General features: G+C 38.5%; 16 protein-coding genes and 1 tRNA gene. 5 read left to right on the top strand and 12 right to left on the bottom strand.

Annotation, left to right across the window (positions count from 1 at the left end):
* Nucleotides 1-16: 16 nt before the first annotated feature.
* Both folC and accD read right to left on the bottom strand, forming a co-directional pair.
* Complete coding sequence (gene folC / locus HMPREF9096_RS06800; RefSeq protein WP_032803277.1) at nucleotides 17-1,321, bottom strand: bifunctional tetrahydrofolate synthase/dihydrofolate synthase; 1,305 nt, start codon at nucleotides 1,319-1,321, stop codon at nucleotides 17-19.
* Between the two features lies 1 nt (nucleotide 1,322).
* Entirely contained in the window at nucleotides 1,323-2,213 is an 891-nt protein-coding gene (gene accD / locus HMPREF9096_RS06795; protein WP_009499983.1) for an acetyl-CoA carboxylase, carboxyltransferase subunit beta, read from the bottom strand.
* Between the two features lie 203 nt (nucleotides 2,214-2,416).
* Here accD and HMPREF9096_RS06790 point away from each other — a divergent pair, with 203 nt between their 5' ends.
* On the top strand, nucleotides 2,417-3,808 hold the full coding sequence (locus HMPREF9096_RS06790; RefSeq protein ID WP_009499984.1) for a DegQ family serine endoprotease: 1,392 nt from the start codon (nucleotides 2,417-2,419) through the stop codon (nucleotides 3,806-3,808).
* Between the two features lie 55 nt (nucleotides 3,809-3,863).
* Here the strand turns inward: HMPREF9096_RS06790 and mfd are convergent, their stop codons facing one another.
* The 7 genes from mfd to HMPREF9096_RS06760 all read right to left on the bottom strand — a co-directional run bounded on the left by mfd (nucleotide 3,864) and on the right by HMPREF9096_RS06760 (nucleotide 12,303).
* Complete coding sequence (gene mfd, locus HMPREF9096_RS06785; protein WP_032803278.1) at nucleotides 3,864-7,304, bottom strand: transcription-repair coupling factor; 3,441 nt, start codon at nucleotides 7,302-7,304, stop codon at nucleotides 3,864-3,866.
* Nucleotides 7,305-7,406: 102 nt separating this feature from the next.
* Nucleotides 7,407-7,580: a DUF5363 family protein gene (locus HMPREF9096_RS09285; protein WP_005646606.1), complete on the bottom strand. Its 174-nt coding sequence runs from the start codon at nucleotides 7,578-7,580 to the stop codon at nucleotides 7,407-7,409.
* The gene (locus HMPREF9096_RS06780) at nucleotides 7,577-9,421 is read right to left on the bottom strand and encodes a tRNA(Met) cytidine acetyltransferase TmcA (RefSeq protein WP_009499986.1); all 1,845 of its coding nucleotides are present in this window, start codon (nucleotides 9,419-9,421) and stop codon (nucleotides 7,577-7,579) included. The genes HMPREF9096_RS09285 and HMPREF9096_RS06780 overlap by 4 nt, the downstream gene beginning before the upstream one ends.
* Before the next feature lie 4 nt (nucleotides 9,422-9,425).
* On the bottom strand, nucleotides 9,426-9,767 hold the full coding sequence (locus HMPREF9096_RS06775) for a SirB2 family protein (protein WP_009499987.1): 342 nt from the start codon (nucleotides 9,765-9,767) through the stop codon (nucleotides 9,426-9,428).
* Between the two features lie 61 nt (nucleotides 9,768-9,828).
* The gene (gene ettA, locus HMPREF9096_RS06770; protein ID WP_032803280.1) at nucleotides 9,829-11,499 is read right to left on the bottom strand and encodes an energy-dependent translational throttle protein EttA; all 1,671 of its coding nucleotides are present in this window, start codon (nucleotides 11,497-11,499) and stop codon (nucleotides 9,829-9,831) included.
* A gap of 164 nt (nucleotides 11,500-11,663) precedes the next feature.
* Nucleotides 11,664-11,987: a HigA family addiction module antitoxin gene (locus HMPREF9096_RS06765; protein WP_009499989.1), complete on the bottom strand. Its 324-nt coding sequence runs from the start codon at nucleotides 11,985-11,987 to the stop codon at nucleotides 11,664-11,666.
* A gap of 10 nt (nucleotides 11,988-11,997) precedes the next feature.
* Nucleotides 11,998-12,303, bottom strand: a complete 306-nt coding sequence (locus HMPREF9096_RS06760; RefSeq protein WP_009499990.1) for a type II toxin-antitoxin system RelE/ParE family toxin — start codon at nucleotides 12,301-12,303, stop codon at nucleotides 11,998-12,000.
* A 324-nt stretch (nucleotides 12,304-12,627) separates the two neighbouring features.
* On the opposite strand from HMPREF9096_RS06760, the gene zevA reads away from it, so the two are divergent.
* On the top strand, nucleotides 12,628-13,248 hold the full coding sequence (gene zevA / locus HMPREF9096_RS06755) for a zinc transporter binding subunit ZevA (RefSeq protein ID WP_009499991.1): 621 nt from the start codon (nucleotides 12,628-12,630) through the stop codon (nucleotides 13,246-13,248).
* A 2-nt stretch (nucleotides 13,249-13,250) separates the two neighbouring features.
* Nucleotides 13,251-14,225 (top strand): zinc transporter permease subunit ZevB, encoded by a 975-nt coding sequence (zevB, locus tag HMPREF9096_RS06750; protein ID WP_009499992.1) that lies wholly within the window; start codon nucleotides 13,251-13,253, stop codon nucleotides 14,223-14,225.
* Nucleotides 14,226-14,444: 219 nt separating this feature from the next.
* Here the strand turns inward: zevB and HMPREF9096_RS06745 are convergent, their stop codons facing one another.
* The gene (locus tag HMPREF9096_RS06745; RefSeq protein WP_009499993.1) at nucleotides 14,445-17,054 is read right to left on the bottom strand and encodes a YadA-like family protein; all 2,610 of its coding nucleotides are present in this window, start codon (nucleotides 17,052-17,054) and stop codon (nucleotides 14,445-14,447) included.
* Nucleotides 17,055-17,324: 270 nt separating this feature from the next.
* Here HMPREF9096_RS06745 and HMPREF9096_RS06740 point away from each other — a divergent pair.
* Nucleotides 17,325-17,400 (top strand) — tRNA-Asn (locus HMPREF9096_RS06740).
* A gap of 418 nt (nucleotides 17,401-17,818) precedes the next feature.
* Nucleotides 17,819-19,858: an excinuclease ABC subunit UvrB gene (gene uvrB, locus HMPREF9096_RS06735; RefSeq protein ID WP_009499994.1), complete on the top strand. Its 2,040-nt coding sequence runs from the start codon at nucleotides 17,819-17,821 to the stop codon at nucleotides 19,856-19,858.
* Between the two features lie 30 nt (nucleotides 19,859-19,888).
* Here the strand turns inward: uvrB and HMPREF9096_RS06730 are convergent, their stop codons facing one another.
* Nucleotides 19,889-21,814 (bottom strand): LTA synthase family protein, encoded by a 1,926-nt coding sequence (locus tag HMPREF9096_RS06730; RefSeq protein ID WP_009499995.1) that lies wholly within the window; start codon nucleotides 21,812-21,814, stop codon nucleotides 19,889-19,891.
* A gap of 273 nt (nucleotides 21,815-22,087) precedes the next feature.
* Nucleotides 22,088-24,358 carry an NADP-dependent malic enzyme gene (locus tag HMPREF9096_RS06725; protein ID WP_009499997.1) on the bottom strand — a complete coding sequence of 757 codons (2,271 nt, stop codon included), beginning with the start codon at nucleotides 24,356-24,358 and terminating at the stop codon, nucleotides 22,088-22,090.
* Nucleotides 24,359-24,528 lie beyond the last annotated feature (170 nt).

Here is a 24,528-nt window from a genome sequence, read left to right on the forward strand (position 1 = left end):
GTTTTAATGATAAATTTTATTCCACCACAGACCAAAATTCGGCTACGGTGTGGAAAGATCCAAAGACTAAAACAACATCATTTTTTACCGCACTTTTGAGTGCAGTACGCATACCATCCATAACAGAATTATCTGATGTAGCTTGAACATGTGGGAAATGACTTTTCAATTTATCAGCTAATTCATCGCCTGACTGCCCACGATAGCCGCTTAAGGTTACACAATGCCATTCATCAATAATAGGCGTTAAATGCGCAAATACCCCATTTGCATCTTTATCTTTTAGCATCCCACACACGGCAATCATTTTGCCCTCAATGTTGCATTTAAGTGCGGTCAATTTTTCAGATAAATATTTTGCGGCATGAGGATTATGTCCCACATCAACGATGATTGTTGGTAAAGTTTCAACTGATACGCCAAAATAATCCGCTAATTTTTTACGTCTATCTGCTTTTATTGCTTGAAAACGACCAACCAGTTCTACCTCTTGCAAAGATTTTCGCAAAGTCTGTTCTGAAATATCAAAAGGTAAACATTGAACAGCAGCAAGAGCCGTTGCGGCATTCGCCAATGGAATCTGACAAAACGGCAAATTTTCTAACCGCACTTTTTTATTTTGCCACTGCCAATTTTCAGCATTTTGCTCAAATAACCAATCCACATCACATCGAGAAACTTGGCAATGTAATTTTTCAGCTTGCTCGAGCATTATTTTTGGCACATTAGGTTCGCCAATCACGACAGGGCAATTTTCGCGGAAAATTCCTGCTTTTTCAAAAGCTATGGCCTCTCTGGTATCTCCAAGAAAATCGGTGTGATCAATATCGATGCTAGTAATTACCGCAAGATGGCTATCCACAATATTGGTCGCATCTAAACGGCCACCTAACCCCACTTCTAAAATCACCACATCTAATTTTGCTTGCTTAAATAAATGCAATGCAGAAAGGGTGCTAAATTCAAAATAAGTCAGCGATTCTGTTTTGTTTTCATCAATAAAGGCAAAAGAGGCGGTATGTGCTTCATCGGGTAAATCTTGATTTTGAATGCGTACTCGCTCGTTATAACGTAGTAAATGAGGCGAAGAATACACGCCCACACGTAATCCGTGATTAAGCAGAATCGTTTCTAACAAACGGCAAGTCGTGCCTTTACCATTCGTCCCCCCCACCGTTATCACATAAGGGGCGGGATGAAGTAAATCCAATTTTTCTGCCACGGATTTAATACGATCTAAACCAAGATCAATAGGTTTAAAATGGCTTTTTTCTAAATAAGAAAGCCACTCAGCGAGTGGCGAAGTGGCTTTAAGTTGCATATTATTCATCTTCTGAAATGAGTTCAGGTTCTACAAAAGGAGAAGGTTGATTCGTTAATTTACTCAATACACTTGCTAAAGTTTTACGCATTTCTGAACGTTTTACGATCATATCAATTGCCCCTTTCTCAAGTAGAAACTCACTACGTTGAAAACCCTCTGGAAGTTTTTCACGTACGGTTTGTTCAATAACACGCGGCCCCGCAAACCCAATTAAAGCTTTTGGCTCGGCAATATTTAAATCACCTAACATCGCAAAACTTGCTGATACGCCGCCTAAAGTCGGATCCGTTAATACCGAAATAAACGGCACACCTTTTTCACGCATTTGGGCAAGTACTGCACTGGTTTTTGCCATTTGCATTAAAGAGAATAATGCTTCTTGCATACGAGCACCACCACTCGCAGAGAAACACACAAAGGGACAATTCATTTCCATTGCTTTTTCCGCCGCTTTAACGAATTTTGCTCCAACTACAGAACCCATTGAACCGCCCATAAAAGCAAAGTTCGATGCAGCCACAACAATTGGCATATTATAAAGCGTACCAGTCATGGTAATTAACGCGTCTTTTTCACCCGTTTCTTTTTGCGCCGCACTGATACGATCTTTATATTTCTTTAAATCTTTAAATTTTAAAATATCTTTTGGTTCTAAATCTGCCGCAATTTCTTGGCTTGAACCTTCGTCCAATAATTTTAATAAACGCTCACGTGCATCAATACGCATATGATGACCGCACTTAGGGCAAACATAAAGATTACGTTTAAGTTCTTCACTATAAAGTACTTGTTCACAAGAAGTACATTTTGTCCACACGCCTTCCGGCACATTTGCTTTTCGAGTAGAAGAAGACGGACTTTTACTAAAAATTCGGTTAATCCAGCTCATTTTTCGACCTTTTTATTGACTAGAAAATTCTGCGTATTAGACCATAAATTTGCAGAATTTGCTACTTGTAAGGCGTTTTTGTACTGCTCCGATTTCCTTTAGAAACTTTCAATAAATTATGAGAAATAAATCCATGATTGAACATTTTTTTTATTTCTTTGTCTCATAGAGCACGTTATCTGAAATCTATTTTGGAGTATTTTATGAAAAAAACACGTTTTGTATTAAGCAGTATTGCTCTCGGATTAAGTGTCTTGAGTACACCATTTGTGACTCAAGCTGGTTTACCAAGTTTTATTTCAGAGCAAAATAGTTTGGCACCCATGTTAGAAAAAGTTCAACCTGCAGTGGTAACACTTTCTGTTGAAGGAAAAGCAAAAGTTGATTCACGTTCTCCTTTCCAAGACGATATTCCTGAGGAATTTAAATTCTTCTTCGGTGATCGTTTTGCTGAACAATTTGGTGGACGCGGTGAATCAAAACGTAACTTCCGTGGTTTAGGTTCTGGCGTTATTATTAATGCAAGCAAAGGCTATGTTTTAACAAATAATCATGTTATTGACGGGGCTGATAAAATTACCGTGCAATTACAAGATGGCCGTGAGTTTAAAGCCAAATTAGTGGGTAAAGATGAGCAATCAGATATTGCATTAGTACAGCTTGAAAAACCAAGTAATTTAACAGAAATCAAATTTGCTGATTCCGATAAATTACGCGTGGGCGATTTCACCGTTGCAATTGGTAATCCATTTGGTTTAGGTCAAACTGTGACATCAGGTATTGTTTCTGCATTAGGTCGCTCAACTGGCTCTGATAGCGGAGCTTATGAAAACTATATTCAAACTGATGCTGCAGTAAACCGCGGTAATTCAGGTGGTGCCTTAGTTAACCTAAATGGTGAACTCATTGGTATCAACACCGCGATTATTTCGCCAAGCGGTGGCAATGCAGGAATTGCCTTTGCGATTCCAAGTAATCAAGCAAACAATTTAGTACAACAAATTTTAGAATTTGGTGAAGTACGCCGAGGATTGCTTGGTATTAAAGGTGGTGAACTCAATGCTGATTTAGCCAAAGCCTTTAATGTGAGCGCACAACAAGGTGCATTTGTAAGTGAAGTATTGCCTAAATCAGCCGCTGAAAAAGCTGGCATTAAAGCGGGGGATATTATCACGGCGATGAATGGTCAAAAAATCTCAAGTTTTGCAGAAATGCGCGCAAAAATTGCCACCTCTGGTGCAGGAAAAGAGATTAGTTTAACTTACTTACGCGACGGCAAATCTCACGATGTTAAAGTGAAATTACAAGCGGATGATGGAAACCAACTTTCCTCTAAAACAGAATTACCTGCGTTAGATGGCGCGACATTGAAAAACTATGATGCAAAAGGCATCAAAGGGATTGAAATCACCAAAGTTCAACCGAACTCGCTTGCTTCGCAACGTGGTTTAAAAGCTGGAGATATTATTATTGGTATAAACCGTCAACAAGTTGAAAACACGGCTGAATTAAGTAAAGCACTTGATGGTGAACCATCGGCTGTGGCCTTAAATATTTTACGTGGAGACAACAATTTTTACTTATTAGTACAATAATTCTTCCACCGAAAATATAAACAAAAAGTCCGATCATGATGATCGGACTTCTTTTTTATGAAGCAATTGCTTTCAACAAATCTACTACAAATTCTAACCGCACTTTGTTATCAAATAGATCTTTCATAAACTTAAATTTCAATGGGCCATCAAATCGATACACAATAGGTTCTTTTTGAATTAATTGAATAAATTTATCTGGATTCACTTGTGCTTTTGGTGAAAACTCAATAAAACCGCCTTGCGTTCCTGCATCAATTCGCACAACTTTCAACGGCTCAACCAACAAACGCAATTCTGCAATTTGCAGTAGATTTTTTGTCGCATCAGGCAATAATCCGAATCGATCTATTAACTCAACTTTTAACTCGTCCAACTCTGATTTACTCTCAGCTGCGGCAATACGTTTATAAAAGGATAAACGCATATTCACATCACCTAGATAATCATCTGGCAATAAAGCGGGCACGCGCAATTCAATATCCGCTTGTTGTTGCGTCAATTCTTCTAATGATGGTTCACGCCCTTCTTTTAACGCTTTAACCGCCGCATCCAATAATTCCATGTAAAGCGAAAAACCGATACTTTCGATTTGTCCGCTTTGTTCATTTCCGAGTAATTCGCCGGCACCTCGAATCTCTAAATCATGAGTTGCTAAAATAAAGCCAGCACCAAGGTTATCAAGATTTTCCAACGCATCTAGACGGCGTTCGGCATCTTTTGTCATCATTTTAGGTGGGGGTGTAAGCAAATACGCATAAGCCTGATGATGTGAACGCCCGACTCGTCCGCGTAATTGATGTAACTGAGCCAAACCAAAATGATCCGCTCGTTCAATAATGATGGTATTTGCCGTTGGCACATCAATACCCGTTTCGATAATAGTTGAACAAACTAATACGTTATAACGCTGATGATAAAAATCACTCATCACACGCTCTAATTCACGTTCTCGCATCTGTCCATGCCCCACAATCACTCGTGCTTCAGGCACAAGTGCGGTCAGTTTTTCTGCTGTATTTTCAATACTTGCGACATCATTGTGAAGATAATAAACCTGCCCACCACGTAAGATTTCACGCAAAATCGCTTCTCGTACAACAAGATCGTCATTCTGGCGGACGAAAGTTTTAATACTTAATCGGCGCGCAGGAGGCGTAGAAATAATGGAAAGATCACGAATACCATTCATCGCCATATTGAGCGTACGCGGAATTGGCGTTGCCGTTAGGGTAAGAATATCGATATTCGCACGAAGCTGTTTGATTTTCTCTTTTTGTCCTACACCAAAACGGTGTTCTTCATCAATAATCAACAATCCAAGATCGTTAAATTTTACATCTGATTGAATTAATTTATGGGTACCAATCAATATATCGACTTTGCCTTCTGCAAGATTTTCCAGAATTTGTTTTTGTTCTTTTGCAGTTTTAAAACGGGATAACACTTCTACGTTCACCGGCAAATTTGCAAAACGATCCTTAAAATTCTCATAATGCTGTTGGGCTAACAGTGTAGTTGGCACTAGCACTGCAACTTGCTTATGATTCATCACAGCCAAAAATGCGGCACGCATTGCCACTTCAGTTTTACCAAAACCTACATCACCGCAAACAAGGCGATCCATTGCTTTTGGCTGACACATATCAGAAATTACCGCATTAATTGCCATTTCCTGATCGTAGGTTTCTTCAAAAGGAAAAGTTGCGGCAAACTGTTGAAATTCTTCACGATCATATTTAAAGGCAAAGCCTTTCTTCGCTTCACGTTGTGCGTAAACATCTAGTAACTCGGCCGCAACATCACGAATTTTCTCCGCTGCTTTTTGGCGTGATTTCGCCCAAGCCTCGTTACCCAATTTATGTAATGGCGCACTTCCATCAGAACCACCAACATAACGGCTAATCAAATGTAATGAAGTGACTGGCACATAAAGTTTTGATTCATTTGCATAATTTAGCAGCAAATATTCTGCTTTAATGCCGCCTGTATCTAAGGTGACCAAACCGCCATAACGCCCCACACCGTGATCAAGATGCACAACTGGCTGCCCTATTTTCAACTCGGCAAGATTGCGCACAAGCGTGTCAGGATTAATTGTTTTACGTTTATCTCTAGAACGTTGTTGAACGCGCTCGCCAAGTAAATTAGCTTCACCAATAATCGCAACAGGAAGCGATTGTTCAATTATAAAACCTTGTTCAAGAGAACTAACTAACAAGCTAAATTTTTCATTTTTAGCCTGATCAAATGATTGAATTTGTTTTGGCTTGAGTTTTAAGGGTGAAAGCAAATCAAGCAAAGTCTCTCGGCGACCTTCCGTCTCCACAGAAAACAGTACATTTCCTTTAAAATGCTCAATAAATTGACGTAATTGTCCCAATGGTTCTTTTTGCTGGGATTGAATGGTCACTTCTGGTAAAGCGGCAACAGGCAAATTTTTCTGGCGTACCGATGACCGCACTTTTTCCGCTTTAAATGTAATGCGTGGATAAGATTTCAATCGGCGATTGACTTCGTCTACATTAAGCCATAATTTTTCAGGCGATAAAAGCGGACGCATCGGATCTACTTTACGTTGCTCATAACGCTGTTTTGCATCTTGATAAAAACGCTCGCCCTGCATTTGGTTGTTTTCCATATCCACAAACAGCGTTTGTTCTGGCAAATAATCAAATAAAGTCGCCATTTCAGAAAAGAAAAGTGGCTGCCAATATTCAATACCAGAAATCAAGGTACCTTTACTGATTTGCTGATAAATATGTTCAGGATCTCGGCGAATTTCACCAAAAGTTTCACGAAATTGCGCACGGAAAAATTCAATCCCTTTGTCATCAGTTGGAAATTCGTGAGCCGGCAAAAGATTAATTGAGTTAATTTCATCAAGAGTACGCTGCGTATCCACATCAAAAGTGCGAATCGAATCAATTTCATCATCAAAAAAATCGAGGCGAAAAGGCACCGCACTTCCCATTGGGAAAAGATCCAACAAAGCTCCACGAACAGCATATTCACCATGTTCTAATACTTGCTCCACAGCACGATAGCCCGCTGCTTCTAATTGTAAGCGCATTTTATCAATGACCAAACGATCACCTTTTTTAATCAGAAGCACATTGTGTTGTAAATATTGTGGCGGGCAAAGGCGTTGCATTAATGTCGAAATCGGCAATAAGAAAATGCCTTTTTTTGCATTTTGTAAATGGAAAAGCGCACTTAAACGAGAGGAAATAATTTCTTGATGGGGAGAAAAGGTATCGTAAGGCAACGTTTCCCAATCAGGAAAAAGGCATACATTTTGGCTGCTTAATTCCGATAAAACACGTGATAAACGCACCGCACTTCGCGTATCTGGTGTCACCACTACAGTTAAATTTTGATTTTGCTCTGCAATTTCACTAATCGCCAATGCATCTGCGCCGGGTAATACATTGCCTAAAATTTTGTGATCATTGGGTTGGGTAGGAATATCAGGTTGGAAAAAAGCCGTTTTCATAAATATAAATAATGCGCCAATCTTGTATAAAAATTGACGCATAGTGTACTGGAATTTGACTTATTTTTCAATAAATTTACTGTTTAAAAAAACAGTTAATGTTTATTTCTTTAAAGGAGATTCTTCTTTCTTCAAATTACCATTTTCATCTTCTGTTGCTGACATAGGCACGCAGCTACAATTAGGTTGATCCAATCCCCATTCTTTAATGAAATTATCATATTTTTCAAGTGCACGCTTAAACCAACATTTTGGCTTCTCAGTTTGTTCTGTCATAAAGTTCCTCGTTCTAAATATTGTTTAATTTCTAAACGTAGCCATTCTACGCCTTTTTTCTTGTTAATGGGAAGTTGTTTTTTTGTTAAATAAGCGGAAATTAATGGGAAATTTTCTTTGCCCACTAATTTTAATAAACGCCTTATCGCAGGAAGGCTCGAAAATAAAGTGCGGTGAAAATTAGCGAAGTTTTTTAAGCTCACCCAATCGAATTGATCAAGCTGCCAATCAATCTGATTTTGCTCAAAATTTATGGCGAACGGATGAAAAGATAAAGGGATATTACGCTGAAATTGTTTGTACGCAGTATCAACTAAAGCCAAGCCTTCTTTGGAAAGACCTTTAAGGGCAATCGCTGAATAACAACCACTACTTGCTTCTTGATGCTCGCCTAAATGCACTAAAACAAAACCGCACTTTTGCCAAAATTTTGCCAATTCATCAGTGTAGCCAAAACTCACCGAAAGAAAATCCACTTCTGAATTTTCCATAAATTTCATTAGATTTTGACCAATGCCTTGCTTTTGCCAATTTGGTTGAACCGCGATACGAGAAATGCGTAAGGAACGTAATTTACAGGCTTGAGGCAAGCTTTCATGGAAACATAATGCCTGCGGCACCAGATTCCCTTTCGGACGGCGTTTGCCTTGTTGAATTTGAATAATCAACTCATCATCAGCCATATTTCCTTCTTCTAATGCCCAAATTGCACCGAGCAAATTCTGTTGATATTCGGCAAAATAAAAACGTTGATTTTCCCCATCCAGTAAACGACGAAGATCAAGTGGCGATGTTCGATAATGCGCCAATGTCATTAAGCCATAAAACTCTGCAATATGATGTGGGTTTTGCACTTCTCGAATTTGATAAGGGAGATGAGGCTGAAAAGGAAATTGCTGAAACTCATCTTCGGCATTTAGCAACAAAAGATCATCAATAAAATCTTCTAACGGATCATTTTCTTGCCAACGTAGGGGCTGTTTAAGCTCAAAATGCTGAAAAGTGCGGTGGATTTTCCGTTTAAATTTTAATTCGAAACCACGCCCTGTTCCTTCGTAGCTATGAATTGTTGTGCTGAAGACAATATGTTGAAAATATTGAGAATATTCTTGTAATAACGGCAATGGGATCATCGCAGCTTCATCTACGAGCAACCAAGCGGATTGACTAAACTCGAGTTCATCTTGTAACCGAATAGTCAGTTCATCAGGAGCGATAAATTCAATTCCTCCTTCTGAAAATTCGATAACTGAATGCACCGCACTTTTATTCGGTGCGGTGAGATAAACTGGCGCTTGAATTTGATTAGCCAGCATCCCCAATAATGCGGATTTCCCTCTTCCCCGCTTGGCGGTTAGAAAATAAATATCCTGCTCAGCTTGTAAAATATTCTCGATAATTTGTTGTTGCGCTAACGTAGTATTTTTGTGATGCTCGTTAGAATAAAAAACCGCAGGAAATTCAACCGCACTTTCCTCTCTAAAAATGGGGAAATGATAGCGTTCAATGCACTGTTTGAAATGATAAATAAAATTAGGCGTAGCAATCGCTGACTGATTTCCATTCCAACGTAAACTATCTTGAGCAAGTTGCAGAGATAAATTTTCCCAATCGGATAACACTAAACAAAGTGTGCCGCCCATTTTCAGTGTTCCAGCTGCAATAGCTAGCGCTTCAAGATGAATGCCATTTCGTCCATCAAATAAAATATGTTCAAATTCTTGTCCGAGCAAATTCGTTGCTTTAGAAAAAACAATGCCACTTTCACCGATAATCAATACGTTATCAGGCGCAAGCGGCAAAGTTTTACTTATTAAAATTTGAAGATGGCGAGATGGCATCGTGTTATTTCAAATAGGCAATTAATATCGCACCAATAAAACTTACGCAAGCAAGCCAAAAGAAAATACTTTTGGGTTGAGAAACTTTTTTACTGAAAAATTTCGCAGCAAACAGGATATACAAAATCAATAATGCGAATTTAGCTATTAACCACAATTCAATATCAAAAGCAAAGAGATATAAAATGACAACACCAGAAACAATCAATAAGGTATCTGATAGGTGCGGTAAAATTTTTAATAATTTTATCGAACGCCAGTTTTTGCCAGTAAGTTGCATTGCGCCACGAATCACTAACAATGCTAGACTTAAAAAGGCGAAAAAAATATGTAAATAAACTAGCATAATCACTCCCAAAAAAGTAAGAAAAGTGCGGCCAACATCAACCGCACTTTCTCAATATAAATTACTTCGCAATACGTTTATATTTAATACGATGTGGCTGAGTCGCTGCATCGCCTAAGGTTTTCTTTTTCCACTCTTCGTAGTCTGAGAAGTTACCTTCATAGAACGTGACTTTACCTTCATCACCGTAATCTAAAATATGCGTTGCGATACGGTCTAAGAACCAACGGTCATGGGAAATCACCATTGCACAGCCCGGGAATTCTAAAATCGCATTTTCTAAGGCACGCAAGGTTTCAACGTCTAAGTCATTGGTTGGTTCGTCCAATAACAGCACGTTACCACCACGTTGTAAAAGTTTCGCTAAGTGTAAACGACCACGTTCACCACCTGATAATTCGCCAACACGTTTTTGTTGATCCACGCCTTTGAAGTTGAAACGGCCCACATACGCACGGCTTGGAATTTCAAAGTTACCAATAGTGAGAATATCTTGTCCGTTAGAGACTTCTTCCCAGACGGTTTTCTTGTCATCCATTGAGTCACGGAACTGATCTACCGAAGCAAGCACAACGGTTTCGCCCATTGTCACAGAACCTGAATCTGGTTGTTCTTGACCTGACAACATACGGAATAAAGTTGATTTACCCGCACCATTTGCCCCGATAATCCCAACAATTGCACCTTTTGGAATACTAAAAGATAAATCATCAATTAAAGTGCGGTCGCCATAAGATTTAGTTAAGTTTTGCACTTCAATCACTTTATCACCTAAGCGTGGACCTGATGGAATAAAGAGTTCGTTCGTCTCGTTTCGTTTTTGATATTCGCCAGAGTTCAATTCATCGAAGCGCGCCATACGTGCTTTGCTTTTCGCTTGGCGACCTTTAGGATTTTGACGCACCCATTCTAACTCTTTCGCAATAGATTTTTGACGCGCATTTTCAGCTGCTTGTTCTTGCTCTAAACGTTTCTCTTTTTGCTCTAACCAAGAAGAATAGTTGCCTTCCCAAGGAATACCCTCACCACGGTCAAGCTCTAAGATCCAACCTGCTACGTTATCTAAGAAATAACGGTCGTGGGTAATTGCCACAACAGTGCCCTCGTAGTCATGTAAGAATCGCTCTAACCATGCCACCGATTCCGCATCTAAGTGGTTAGTTGGTTCGTCTAATAAGAGCATGTCTGGTTTTTCGAGTAATAAGCGACAAAGTGCCACACGGCGACGTTCGCCACCAGATAAATGTTCGATTTTGGCATCCCAATCAGGTAAACGTAATGCATCTGCCGCACGCTCTAATTGGTTATCTAAATTATGCCCATCATGCGCTTGAATAATGGCTTCAAGATTGGCTTGTTCCGCCGCTAATTTATCGAAATCCGCATCAGGATCCGCATAAAGCGCATACACTTCATCTAAACGAGTCAGTGCATTTTTCACTTCAAAAACAGCCTCTTCCACAGCTTCACGCACGGTTTGTTGCGGTTCTAATTTTGGTTCTTGTGGAAGATAACCGATTTTAATTCCTGGCTGCGGACGCGCTTCCCCTTCAAATTCTTTATCTATGCCCGCCATAATACGTAAAAGGGTTGATTTACCGGCACCATTTAAACCCAAAACCCCGATCTTAGCGCCAGGGAAAAAGCTTAAAGAAATATCTTTCAAAATATGACGCTTCGGCGGCACCACTTTACCGACACGATGCATCGTATATACAAATTGCGTTGACATTAATTATTCCTCATTAAAAATGATGCCCTATTTTACTGGAAAATAGGGTGGAAATATAGGAAACAAGCAGTAGGATTTTACAAAAGTTTCGCGGAAATTGACCGCTTGTAAATATTTAGGGGTAAAGCAGCACCCTAAATTAAATAGATACTTTAGGACTTAAATTACATTGCAAATGTAGAAGTACCATGCCGATGTAGAGCGGGCTTAACATTTGCAAGACTTTGTTGAAAACGTTTATTGTGTTCAAGCTCCCATAAATCAATACGTGTTTGCAGATTAAGCCAAAACTCAGGCGTAGTATCAAATGCTTTAGCAAGTTTAACTGCCATTTCTAGCGTAATTCGTGAACTATTATTAACAATATTGCTTGCCGTATTACGATGTACATCTAAAATTTGAGCCAAATCATTAATTTTAAGGCTTAAAGGCTCTAAAAACTCTTCTTGCAGAATTTCGCCAACAGAGGTGGGTTTTCTCGTCATCATATTATCTTCCTTATAAATTATAAGAATGTGGATCTAAATATAAATTATTTACTTCGTTATTCTCATATTTAAAAATTAGGCGATATTGTTTATTTACTCGAATGGAATAAATTTTATTTTCTTTTGGCTCAAGTAACTCCAAGTGATTAGCCGGTGGAGAACGTAAATCATTGATGTCTTCTGCAGCACTTATCATATCCAATTTTCTTGCTAAGACTTTAGATAAATTAGAAGGAATCTTACTATGAGCATCACCATATTGATAAAACCTATAAAGATAATCATCTCTAAAATGCTCATGCTTTAAATTAAACATTTATTATTCTCTTGGTTATACTCATATTAATCATAATAAGAATAAATGCACAATGCAAGAGTGCATTTATTTAACTTGAATAAAAAAAACCACCCGAAACGGGTGGCAGGAAAGTAGTTTAGCTATATTTATGATTATTTTATTTAGGAACTTTATGAATATCAAGCAATCACTTGACGATGCTATGTTACTGAATATTGAAAGGTAAAGGAAATGCTATTGAGAGTTTTTTTGATTTACATCAACATTTTTGACAGAAAAATTCGTTTTTGCGTGTAGAATAAACAACTTCAAATTCTAGCGTTCAAAATAATAGGATTTTTTGTGAAAACGTATTCATTCTTACTCGTTCTATTCTTTAGTGGCAGTGTTTTAGCTCACCCCCATGCATTTATAGATATGCAAACCACGCCTATCATAGAAAATAATCAACTCATCGGTTTATCAATGAAATGGACGCTCGATGAACCAAGTTCGTCCGCGGTTATTTATGATATGAAACAGGCTAAAACAAAAAATGATCAGCAAAAACTCATCGATGATGTCATGGGAAATATTGTAAGTGAACATTATTTTAGCTATCTATATGACGCTCAAAATAACAAAATTAAATATTCTCCTCACCCGAAAAATTACGGCGTAAAAATCCAAGGATTACAGCTACAATATTATTTTGATGTGCCACTCGCCCATTCTCAAAATTTAGAAAAAAACACATTTAGCTTACAAACTTACGATCCCACTTATTATGTGGCGATGGCTTACGCCTCAAAAAGTACGGTAGATTTTTCCGCACTTCCGAAAAATTGCCAAGGAAAATTAATTGAACCTAATGTGGATGAAAAAATCCAAGCCTACGCCTCTTCACTTGATAAATCCCAAAAGAACGAAGATGATTCATTAGGCGTGATGTTCGCACAAAAAATAATAATTCAATGTGAGTAGAAATGAAAAAATATAAAACAGGGCTCGTGTTATTAGTGATTGCACTTGCCTTACTTGTCTATTTTTCCCCTTGGTTTTTCTTACATATTGCTGCATGGCAAAAAGATTTTAATCAACTTATTTCGGAAAATTTACATCAAATTCAAAATAATAGTATCAAGGCAGGCATCACGCTTATTTTTGCCAGCTTTGTTTACGGCGTACTTCATGCCCTCGGGCCAGGACACGGCAAATTTATTATCGCCAGCTATCTTTCCACTCATGAAAGCCAATTAAAGCAAAGCACTATCTTGAGTTTACTTTCTTCCTTAATGCAAGGCATTGTCGCGATTACAGCAACAACATTGCTCGTTGTGGTGCTAAATCTATCATCACGTTATTTCAAATTAAGTCAGCTTTGGTTAGAAAGAACTGCCTTGCTATTATTGGTATTTCTCGGCTGTTATTGGATTTGGCAAGGCTTACGTGCCTATCGTAAAAAATCTAAATTATCCATTAAATCCCTAAATCCCCTCCCCCTATACGAAAAAAGTGCGGTGAAAAATAACCGCACTTTTCAACCAAACACTTGTAGCTGTGGACACCAACATTTGCCAAGCCCTACGCAAACTGCACAAGCAACCAATCTAAAATCACAATTTCTCGTGATTCTAACAATTGGTATGCGACCATGTAGCGGTGCAATTTTCGTTTTATTTTTAGCTTATATGCTTGATCTTTATGGATGGGGAATTTTAGCTGTATTAGCTATGTCTTTCGGCACAGGACTTATGCTGTCAGCCTTCGCAGGGATTGTACGTTATGCGCGAAATACCGCGATTCACTTAGGGCGTTGGTATAGCTCAAAACATACAAAAAGAAAAAGCGACAGCATCGTAAAATTAATAGTAGGTGGAATAATACTATTTTTTGCCTTAAGTTTGTTTTATGGAACACTAAATGCAGTAAATGGAGGCACTATTTTATTTGGAAATTAATAAGCTATCAAAACTATTTGATTATCGAGAGATAATAGGTTGCATTGATATTTTATTAAACTATAAACAACAGTCAGATATAAATTTCATTAGAAAACGCCTCATAATCCGCATATCAACAGAAAAATATATGTATTAAACATATTTGAATTAATCTGGCACTTTAAATAATAAAAAAACTCCCTCAAAATATTGAGGGAGTTTTTTGCTAATAGATTATTACCATTGGTATCCAATACCTCCACCAACAGCATAATCGCCTGCACTAGTTGCCGAGCCACTTACTTTGAAATGAATGCGGTTATTATCGCTTGATTTACTTAAGCCTACCGCCACAGCATTTTGGCCTTTAAAGTTACCAACACCTACACCAACCATTGTGCTACCTGCTCGGTTTGTTGTTGGAATATTTGCCATAGCAACTGCTCCAGCAATCCCACCACGAAGTTTTCTATCTGTTTGTTTTAGCTCGTTACGAACTGAATTTACAGAATGATCAACATAGCGTTTATTTGCTGCATCAGTTAAGTTTTTAGGATCTTGAACGTTTGTAATTCGGCGTTCATGACCAACATCACCTACTGAAATAGTATTTTCTTCGTTCGCAACAGAGCCTTCACCTAATGCAACAGAGCCAGCTGCTTTAGCTTCTGCATTATGACCTATAGCTGTTGAGCGTTCTGCATGAGCTTTAGCGTTATTACCTAGAGCAGTAGAGTGATCCCCTTTCGCTTCAGAGCCATATCCCATTGCAGTTGAATCTTTACCTGAGGCCTTAGCACCTTTACGATTAGGATTACCTGCATTATTTGAGGCAAAACTAGTTTCACCATTAGCATTAATTAATCCCGAACCTTCAATACGATCTTTAATCATTTTTACAGTATTTTCGGAATCTTTAGCTTTATCTGCTGCACTTTCAGCTGCAGTTTTCGCAGTTACCGCATCATTTTTCGCTGTCTCTGCCGCAGTCTTCGCTGCTTCTGCTTGTTTAACAGATTCATTGATCTCGACTAGTTTGTCTTTTACTGTTTTTGCGGCTTCTTTAGCATCATCAATAGATTTCTTGGATTCAGCATTTAATTTGTAAGTTACTGCACCATTTTCATATGCAACATCTAACCCATCGCCAGCTTTGAAATCAAGCGTATTATTAGCATTATTAACTGCTGATGTGCCTTTGTTACTCATTGTTTTAATGGCATTGCCATTTACTTTGAACTTATATTCCGTTTTAGCAATTTCATCGGCAGCTTTGATTACATGGTAAAGTTGTGAACCAGTGATTACATCACTTGATGTCTCAGAGATTTCACCAGCTCCAACATTTTGGATCTGGCGTTTAACAGTGTTATTACCAAAACTTACAGTGCCATTATCGGTTGCGGCAACGCCTTTAGATAAGATTGCATCACCAATCTTGATATCACTTACTGTATGTTTAGTCGATGTACTTGAAGATTGACCAATAGCAATATCACCTGAATTATTAGCAACCGCACTTTGACCTAGTGCAATCCCATTTGCTGCAGACGCTACCACTTGAGCTCGATCACCAATACTAATCCCTGTTGCTCCAGCTGTTTTAGCATTGTTACCTAAAGTAACAGAATATGTTGCATTATTTGTTGCTTGCGCTCCATTACCAATAACAATGGAGTAGTCTTTCTCTGCAGTCGCTTTTGCATCACCAATACCACCAATCACAATAGATTTTGAGCCTTTGGCTGTCGCTTCTGGGCCAATTGCAACTGTTCTATCCCCTTCTGCTTTTGCGTAAGCACCAATGGCGACAACCCTTTCGCTCGTTGCACTTGCATTTTGACCAATAACAACAGAGTTTTCTCTTTCTGCAGTAACATTTGTACCAATAGCAACAGTATTTTCTCTTTGTGCATTTACACTACTACCGATTGCAACAGTATCTTCACGTCCAATTTTTGTTTCATTACCAATCGCAATACTGTTATCTGAGCCTTTCCAAGCTCCATTAACAGCATGGCTTCCTGTAATACTTGCATTATTACCAAATGCAATCGCATTACTTGCCCAGTTCACAGTGCTATTATTACCAATAGCAATTGAGTTATCAGGTTTTAGTGTATAAGGAGTACTTGCCAGAAGTTTCGCATTGGTACCGAATGCAATTGAATTTGTTGCACCTTCAACTTGTGCTTGCTTACCGATAGCAATACCATTTACTGCTTCACGGAGTTGATTTCCCCAGTAGTTATTAACATTCGCTCGAGAGCCGATAGCAATAGAATCCTCAGCCAAGGCATTAGCATATACACCAACGGCAACAGAACGAGAACCTTGAGCCCCTAATTTTTCTGTAAATTTCCCCAAGTTATCACTAAATACCGCACCGGGAGTTTTTCCTTCAGCCTCTACTTTTGAAGCCGTAGCTGTAAGCCAATCTGCCCAAATACCCGTTTTATTAGTTTTATCGCCTTCTGAATTCACATGCACAAAACCTTTATAGCGCTCTAACATTTTGTTTAATGAGCTTACTGCATCTACTGCAGATAAAACACCAGGGTTTTCTGTTCCTTCTAACGCCATGTTTTTTAAAATGCCACTATCTGCATCAGAAACAACAGCTACGCCCTGCTTGGGAATGTCTTTATAATTGATTGTTGCTGCATAAGAAACACTACTTGCAAGAATAGAGGTAATCAGTGTAACTAGAATAGATAAAGGGAGTGTTTTGTTATTTTTTTCCGAGCTAGATGTTGAGCTAGCTTTAACTGCACCTTTCGCTAATTCTGAAACAACTTCCTGTCTCTGCGTTGTTTTATTCCAAATAACTTTAAATATACGGTTCATTCGTGATCCTCAATAAATTAAATTCTATGTGTTAAATACTTTTAGATATATTTGTGCTACCTAAAAAGGCGTTGCATTCTGTCATATTAATGATGATAAAACCATCATTTTTTTGTAAAGATTTGTAAAGATAAGATGTTAAAAATATGAAAAATTTTTAGTTTAAATAGATGATGTGTAAATTGGGTCTAAATTACTATAGTTTTTTGTTGACAAGAGTTTTTCTTATCATTAAAATGCGCGCCCTGTTCCTTGTGATACAAAGTTTATTCCTCCTTAGTTCAGTCGGTAGAACGGTGGACTGTTAATCCATATGTCGCTGGTTCAAGTCCAGCAGGAGGAGCCAATTTTTCTTTTGGTTTAGAGTTTGTTTGTCTCCTTTTACAAATTCTAAATTAGCAACCAAAAGATTTTGAGCCCATCATGTTGATGGGCTTTATTTTTATCAGAATCATCTCTTTTTTCTATCCACAGAGCCTGTGGATAACTTTGTGGATTAACTTTTTAAAATTTTGCGGATCCCTTGTTCTTACAAGGATTATTCGATCTTGATTACAGATTAGCCTAAAATTAAATTTTAATTTAAAATCAATAATTTAAGTTTTGTCTAGTAAAAAATTAAAGTTTTTTTTATGAATTTGTGACATCTTCCTCTTGACATTTCTAAGTCTGTGTAAAACTTAGATTTTTGCCTGATCAATTTTACACATTAAATATGCTAAAATAAACATTATTCAAAACTATGGAAAAACCGACCGCACTTTATGTCTGAAAAAATCAACACAAAACCATTCATTCTGCATTCTGACTTTCGCCCCTCAGGCGATCAGCCACAAGCTATCGAAAAATTATCTGAAAATTTAACAGATGGTTTGGCACATCAAACTTTGCTCGGAGTAACTGGCTCGGGAAAAACCTTTACTATTGCCAACGTAATTGCCCAATTAAATCGCCCCGCCATGTTACTTGCACCAAATAAAACCCTTGCAGCTCAGCTTTATGCAGAAATGAAAGCCTTTTTTCCAGAAAATGCGGTGGAATATTTTGTCTCTTACTATGATTATTATCAGCCTGAAGCCTATGTGCCTAGCAGTGATACCTTCATTGAAAAAGATGCGTCTATTAATGATCAAATCGAACAAATGCGTCTTTCTGCGACGAAATCTTTTTTAGAACGTCGAGATACCATCGTGGTGGCTTCTGTTTCAGCTATTTATGGTTTGGGCGATCCTGATAGCTACTTACAAATGATGTTGCATTTACAACAAGGTGCCATTATCGATCAGCGTCAAATTTTAGCGAAGTTAGCGGAATTGCAATATACCCGAAATGATCAAGCATTTCAGCGTGGAACTTTCCGTGTTCGTGGCGAAATTATTGATATTTTCCCTGCGGAATCTGATGATCGTGCGGTGCGTATTGAATTATTTGATGATGAAATTGAACGATTAAGTTTATTTGATCCGCTCACTGGTAGTAGTTTTGGTGTAGTACCACGTTTTACGATCTATCCTAAAACTCACTATGTGACGCCAAGAGAACGTATTTTAGATGCGATAGAAAACATCAAAAAAGAACTCGTATCACGCCGCGAATACTTCATTAAAGAACATAAACTTTTAGAAGAACAACGAATTAGCCAACGAACCCAATTTGATATTGAAATGATGAATGAATTGGGCTATTGCTCGGGCATTGAAAACTACTCTCGCTATTTATCGGGAAGAAATGAGGGCGAACCACCACCAACATTATTCGATTATATGCCCTCTGATGCCATTTTAATTATTGATGAATCTCATGTAACAGTGCCTCAAATTGGTGGAATGTATCGTGGCGACCGTTCTCGCAAAGAAACCTTAGTCGAATATGGTTTCCGTTTACCGTCCGCATTAGATAATCGTCCATTACGCTTTGAGGAATTTGAACGTTTAGCCCCACAAACCATCTATGTTTCCGCAACTCCAGGGCCTTATGAATTAGAAAAATCAGGCAGTGAAATCATCGATCAAGTGGTTCGCCCGACTGGTTTACTTGATCCACTCATTGAAATTCGTCCAGTCTCAATTCAAGTGGATGATTTACTTTCCGAAGCTCGCCAAAGAGCGGATAAAAATGAGCGTGTTTTAGTGACAACTCTCACCAAGAAAATGGCGGAAGATTTAACGGATTATTTGGATGAACACGGGATCCGAGTACGTTATCTACATTCTGATATTGATACCGTGGAACGCGTCGAAATTATCCGTGATTTGCGTTTAGGCGAATTTGATGTATTGGTGGGAATTAACTTATTGCGTGAAGGTTTAGATATTCCGGAAGTGTCTCTTGTGGCGATTTTAGATGCCGACAAGGAAGGATTTTTACGTTCTGAACGTTCTTTAATCCAAACCATCGGTCGTGCTGCGCGAAACTTAAATGGTAAAGCGATTTTATATGCGGATAGCATCACTAAATCGATGGAAAAAGCCATTACTGAAACCAATCGTCGTCGCGAAAAACAAACAAAATACAATGAAGAGCATGGCATTGTGCCACAAGCATTAAATAAGAAAGTCGGTGAATTGTTAGATATTGGGCAAGGTGCAAATCAAAAAGCGAAAGCCAATAAACAACGTGGAAAAATGGCAGCAGAACCAACCGCACTTTATAATGCACCGAAAAATGCCAAAGAATATCAACAACAAATCAAAAAATTGGAACAACAAATGTATAAATTTGCGCAAGATTTGGAATTTGAAAAAGCCGCGGCAATTCGCGATCAATTACATCAATTGCGAGAACAATTTGTTTTTGATAACTAAAAGAAACGCCAGCTTAAGCTGGCGTTCCGTTTATTTATTTTCACCTGAAGAATACAAGCGATTCTTATATAAATAACTGCCTAATAAAGCATGAGCCAATGCCTCTTTTTTCATTGCATCAGGCACGTCTTTTGGCGTTAAAGTTTCTGTTGATTTATCATAATGATAACCTTGTGCCGCTTTATTTGGCATTTGAATCACCACATCATTATTGCCTTTCATCATTGCTTGAGTTTGATCATATTGCATAAAGGCACGATCTGGGTTCACATCTTGCGTCAAATCAAAACCAATCATTGGATAATTGCCACTTACGCCTGCTAAAGAAAGCAATGTGGTTGGCATATCAATTTGGCTCACAAGACGGCTGTCACGGCGCGGCGCAATGCCATCACCAAGAATCAAGGCTGGAATATGGAAATGCTTAATCGGTACAAGGCTTGCTCCTCCTACACGAGAATCGTGATCCGCAACAATTAAGAAAATCGTATCTTTCCAATAATTAGATTGTTTTGCCATTTTAAAGAAATGACCTAAGGCATAATCCGCATATTTTGCCGCGTTATTACGAGTGGCTTTTGGTTGCTCATAAAGCTCAATTTTGCCATCTGGATATTCAAATGGATCGTGATTGCTGGAGCTAAATACTAAACTAAAAAACGGTTTACCTTCATTTTGTAATTTCGTAAAAGTTTCATTGGCTTTATCAAATAAATCCTCATCACTCACGCCCCAAGTGCCAGTAAATGTTGGATTTTGGTAATCTTGTTGATCCCAAATATCTTTAAAGCCATTGCCATAGAAAAAGCTCGCCATATTGTCAAAGTGCTTTTCTCCGCCATAAATAAAGGAAGTGTTATAACCTTGTTTATGTAGTAAATCCGCAATAGTAAAGAAACCACTTTGGGCATTATTAAGTTTCACCACTGCACGAGCTGGCGTTGGCGTAAAACCTGCGGTGGTTGCTTCAATACCGCGTACTGAACGCGTGCCTGTTGCATAAAGATTTTCAAATAACCACCCTTCTTTTGCGAGCTGATCCACATTTGGAGAAAGTGGTTTGCCACCGAGTGTACCAATAAATTGAGCACCGAGACTTTCTTGTAGCAAAATCACGATATTTTTAGGTTTACCCTGATAAGTCGCGACATTTTTCGTTAAAGTTGGGTATTTATCTGAAATATAATCGCTGTCTGGACGGCCACGACTGGCTTTAACAATACGAAACATTTCATCTGCATCCATTTTTCCGTACATTTCTGAAGATTTTTCTTCATCTTTAAATTGCTGTGCGGCATAAATCACGGAATAACCCGAGTTAAGCACCAAAGAATTCACTAACGCATCAGAAGAAAATGCCACCATGGCGGGATTAATACCGCGGTGTTGAAAACTTGAACGCGCCCCAAGGAAGCTCACGACAATAACAAGCAAAGCAATTACAGGACGTATTTTCCAACTCATTGAACGTAAATTTTTGACTGCCCAACCAGAAATTTTCCAATAAATCACGGCAGCTAAAACTGTGAAAACAAGGCTAAAAATCACCGCACTTAAATGCCCTTCAGCCAACATTGAAAAAACTTCTTTCGGATAAATCAGATATTCGATAAATAAACGATTTGGTCGGTAATCGTAGGTTTCAATAAAGGCAGGTGTGGCAATTTCCATAAAGATAATAAACACGCTACCAAGGGTTAGCCATAGGCGTAAAATTTTTACCCAAACTTTACTGCTATGAAATAACGTTGTAAACAATGCTGGTACGCCAAATAAATAACAGAGTGCCACCACATCTATTCGTACGCCTTGCAAAAATAATTGCAACCAGCCATCTACGGCGGATACACGCTCTGATTGCCATACTGCAAGTCCCAAACGGGATAAGGAAAGGATGATGAGATTAATCAACACGAAGGTGAAGATGGGGAATAAAGGGGAATGCGCTTTTTTCATTGTAAAAACCACTAATGCAACGGCATCCAAGCCGTATTAAATTAAAGAAAGATAGGCAACTGTCTATCGGTCGGTTCCTTTTCGACATGACAAAAGTCTTAAAGTGCGGTCAATTTTCGCATAGTTTTACTTAATCTCAAATGTAAACAATATGCCAAATTCTGTGTAGTACTATTTTAAGTAATCCTATTCAATAAAGATAAAGCCCCGACAAATCGAGGCTTTGTTAAGTAAACAGCGGAAATTTAATAAAAATTTACCGCACTTTTTCAATTACTCTTGTTGTGCTTTCACTGCAGCATAGGCAATCATATTAATAATACGGCGAACAGACGCACCCGGGTTAAGAATATGCGCAGATTTGTTCATGCCCATTAAGATCGGCCCAACGGTAATTGCCGTAGTGGTGCCGCGTAATAAGCTATAACTAATACGTGATGAGCTCAAATCAGGGAATACTAATAAATTTGCGCTTCCTTTCAATGGGCTATCAGGCATGACTTCTTTTCGGTGAGCTTCATTCATCGCTAAATCGCCACGCATTTCACCATCGATCATTAAGTGTGGATTACGCTCTTTAACGATCTGTAACACTTCACGCATTTTTGGTGCACCAAGAGAATTAGAGGAACCAAAATTAGAATGAGAAAGCAAGGCAACCGCAGGTTCAATACCGAAACGGTGAATTTCTTCTGCTGCCATTAAGGTAATTTCAGCTAATTCTTCTGTTGTTGGATTACTATTTACGTGAGTATCAGTTAAGAATACGTTACCAGTCGGTAGTACAAGGCTATTTAACGCAGCAGCAGTTTTCACACCGTCTTTTAAGCCTATAATATCGCGAATAGATGCAAGGTGTTTTCCGTATGAACCAAATAAACCACATACTAAAGCGTCTGCATAACCTAAGCTAAGCAATGTAGAAGCTAATACGGTGGTGTTAGAACGAACGACACGTTTTGCGATTGCAGGTGTAATGCCTTTACGTTTCGTAAGTTCGTAGTAATGTTTCCAACATTCTTCATAGCGAGGATTATCTTCGTTATCCACAATTTCAAAATCCACACCAACAGTTAAACGCAAACCAAGTTTTTTAATTTTTTCTTCAATCACGCTACGGCGACCAATTAAAATTGGATTTGCCAAGCCCATTGAAATTACTTCTTGGGTGGCATGCAATGCTTTATTTTCTTCCCCTTCCGCTAAAATAATGCGTTGTTTTGCCGCTTTTGCTTGGCTGAAAATAGGACGCATAAACAAGCTCGTTTTGTAAACAAACTGAGTTAGTTTTTCAACATAAGCATCCCAATTTTGAATTGGACGAGTTGCCACACCTGATTCCATTGCTGCTTTTGCTACCGCTGGTGCGATACGCACAATCAAGCGAGGATCGAATGGACGAGGAATCACATAATCTGCACCAAAATTCGCCCCTTCACCACCGTAAGCAGAAGTTACAACTTCGTTTTGCTCTTCTAATGCAAGGTCGGCAATCGCATAAACTGCAGCACGTTTCATTTCTTCATTAATAGTGGTTGCGCCCACATCTAATGCGCCACGGAAAATGAATGGGAAACAAAGCACGTTATTTACTTGGTTTGGATAATCAGAGCGTCCTGTACATACAATTGCATCAGGACGAACCGCTTTCGCTTCTGGCGGGGTAATTTCAGGATTTGGATTAGCTAAAGCAAGAATAATTGGATGTGCAGCCATGGTTTTCACCATATCTTGTGTAAGCGCACCAGCCGCAGAACAACCTAAGAAAATATCTGCATTTGGCATCGCATCACCAAGTTTACGCCAACTATTATCTTCAATTGCATAATCTTTTTTGGTTTGATCCATTTTGTCATCACGGCCTTTATATACCACGCCTTTTGAGTCGCAAACCGTGATGTTTTCACGTTTCATACCTAAAGAAAGCAATAAGTTCAAGCACGCAATTGATGCTGCACCCGCACCAGACGCAACAAGTCGAACATCTTCAATTTTTTTACCTACAATACGAAGAGAATTGATAATCGCGGCAGCACTGATGATCGCCGTACCATGTTGGTCATCATGGAATACAGGAATATTCATTCTCTCACGCAATTTTTGTTCAATATAGAAACATTCTGGTGCTTTAATATCTTCTAAATTGACCCCACCGAAAGTCGGCTCTAACGAAGCAATAATATCAACAAGTTTATCGGGATCATGTTCATTCACTTCAATATCAAATACGTTGATACCAGCGAATTTTTTGAACAATACCCCCTTCCCTTCCATTACAGGTTTGCCCGCAAGCGCGCCAATATTGCCAAGACCAAGTACCGCTGTACCATTAGAAATAACAGCGACCAAATTGCCACGCGCCGTATATTTGTAAGAGGCTGCAGGATCTTTTTCAATTTCTAAACAAGGCTCAGCCACACCTGGTGAATAAGCTAAAGCCAGATCGCGTTGCGTTGCTAATGATTTTGTTGAGGTAACTTCAATTTTTCCAGGAATTGGAAATTCGTGGAAATCCAAGGCTGCTTGACGTAATTGTTCACTCATAATAAATGCTCCATTTTATTGAAACAGGATTGAAATATTACGTCGATTATAGCGGTTTTTTATTCAAAAAATTGTGACAGACTGCAAATTTTCACAAAATCATTACAAAATTTTTTGATGCGAGGCATTAGCTAGACTTTTCATTTTTCAGCAAAAAAGGTAGGATTTTT

It is taken from the genome of Haemophilus sp. oral taxon 851 str. F0397, assembly GCF_000242295.1.
Classification (GTDB): domain Bacteria; phylum Pseudomonadota; class Gammaproteobacteria; order Enterobacterales; family Pasteurellaceae; genus Haemophilus.

What these genes read in the sequence shown, in the direction of transcription:
- folC (WP_032803277.1), bottom strand. Translation starts at nt 1,321, where the DNA reads ATGCAACTTAAAGCCACTTCGCCACTCGCTGAGTGGCTTTCTTATTTA.
- accD (WP_009499983.1), bottom strand. Translation starts at nt 2,213, where the DNA reads ATGAGCTGGATTAACCGAATTTTTAGTAAAAGTCCGTCTTCTTCTACT.
- HMPREF9096_RS06790 (WP_009499984.1), top strand. Translation starts at nt 2,417, where the DNA reads ATGAAAAAAACACGTTTTGTATTAAGCAGTATTGCTCTCGGATTAAGT.
- mfd (WP_032803278.1), bottom strand. Translation starts at nt 7,304, where the DNA reads ATGAAAACGGCTTTTTTCCAACCTGATATTCCTACCCAACCCAATGAT.
- HMPREF9096_RS09285 (WP_005646606.1), bottom strand. Translation starts at nt 7,580, where the DNA reads ATGACAGAACAAACTGAGAAGCCAAAATGTTGGTTTAAGCGTGCACTT.
- HMPREF9096_RS06780 (WP_009499986.1), bottom strand. Translation starts at nt 9,421, where the DNA reads ATGCCATCTCGCCATCTTCAAATTTTAATAAGTAAAACTTTGCCGCTT.
- HMPREF9096_RS06775 (WP_009499987.1), bottom strand. Translation starts at nt 9,767, where the DNA reads ATGCTAGTTTATTTACATATTTTTTTCGCCTTTTTAAGTCTAGCATTG.
- ettA (WP_032803280.1), bottom strand. Translation starts at nt 11,499, where the DNA reads ATGTCAACGCAATTTGTATATACGATGCATCGTGTCGGTAAAGTGGTG.
- HMPREF9096_RS06765 (WP_009499989.1), bottom strand. Translation starts at nt 11,987, where the DNA reads ATGATGACGAGAAAACCCACCTCTGTTGGCGAAATTCTGCAAGAAGAG.
- HMPREF9096_RS06760 (WP_009499990.1), bottom strand. Translation starts at nt 12,303, where the DNA reads ATGTTTAATTTAAAGCATGAGCATTTTAGAGATGATTATCTTTATAGG.
- zevB (WP_009499992.1), top strand. Translation starts at nt 13,251, where the DNA reads ATGAAAAAATATAAAACAGGGCTCGTGTTATTAGTGATTGCACTTGCC.
- HMPREF9096_RS06745 (WP_009499993.1), bottom strand. Translation starts at nt 17,054, where the DNA reads ATGAACCGTATATTTAAAGTTATTTGGAATAAAACAACGCAGAGACAG.
- uvrB (WP_009499994.1), top strand. Translation starts at nt 17,819, where the DNA reads ATGTCTGAAAAAATCAACACAAAACCATTCATTCTGCATTCTGACTTT.
- HMPREF9096_RS06730 (WP_009499995.1), bottom strand. Translation starts at nt 21,814, where the DNA reads ATGAAAAAAGCGCATTCCCCTTTATTCCCCATCTTCACCTTCGTGTTG.
- HMPREF9096_RS06725 (WP_009499997.1), bottom strand. Translation starts at nt 24,358, where the DNA reads ATGAGTGAACAATTACGTCAAGCAGCCTTGGATTTCCACGAATTTCCA.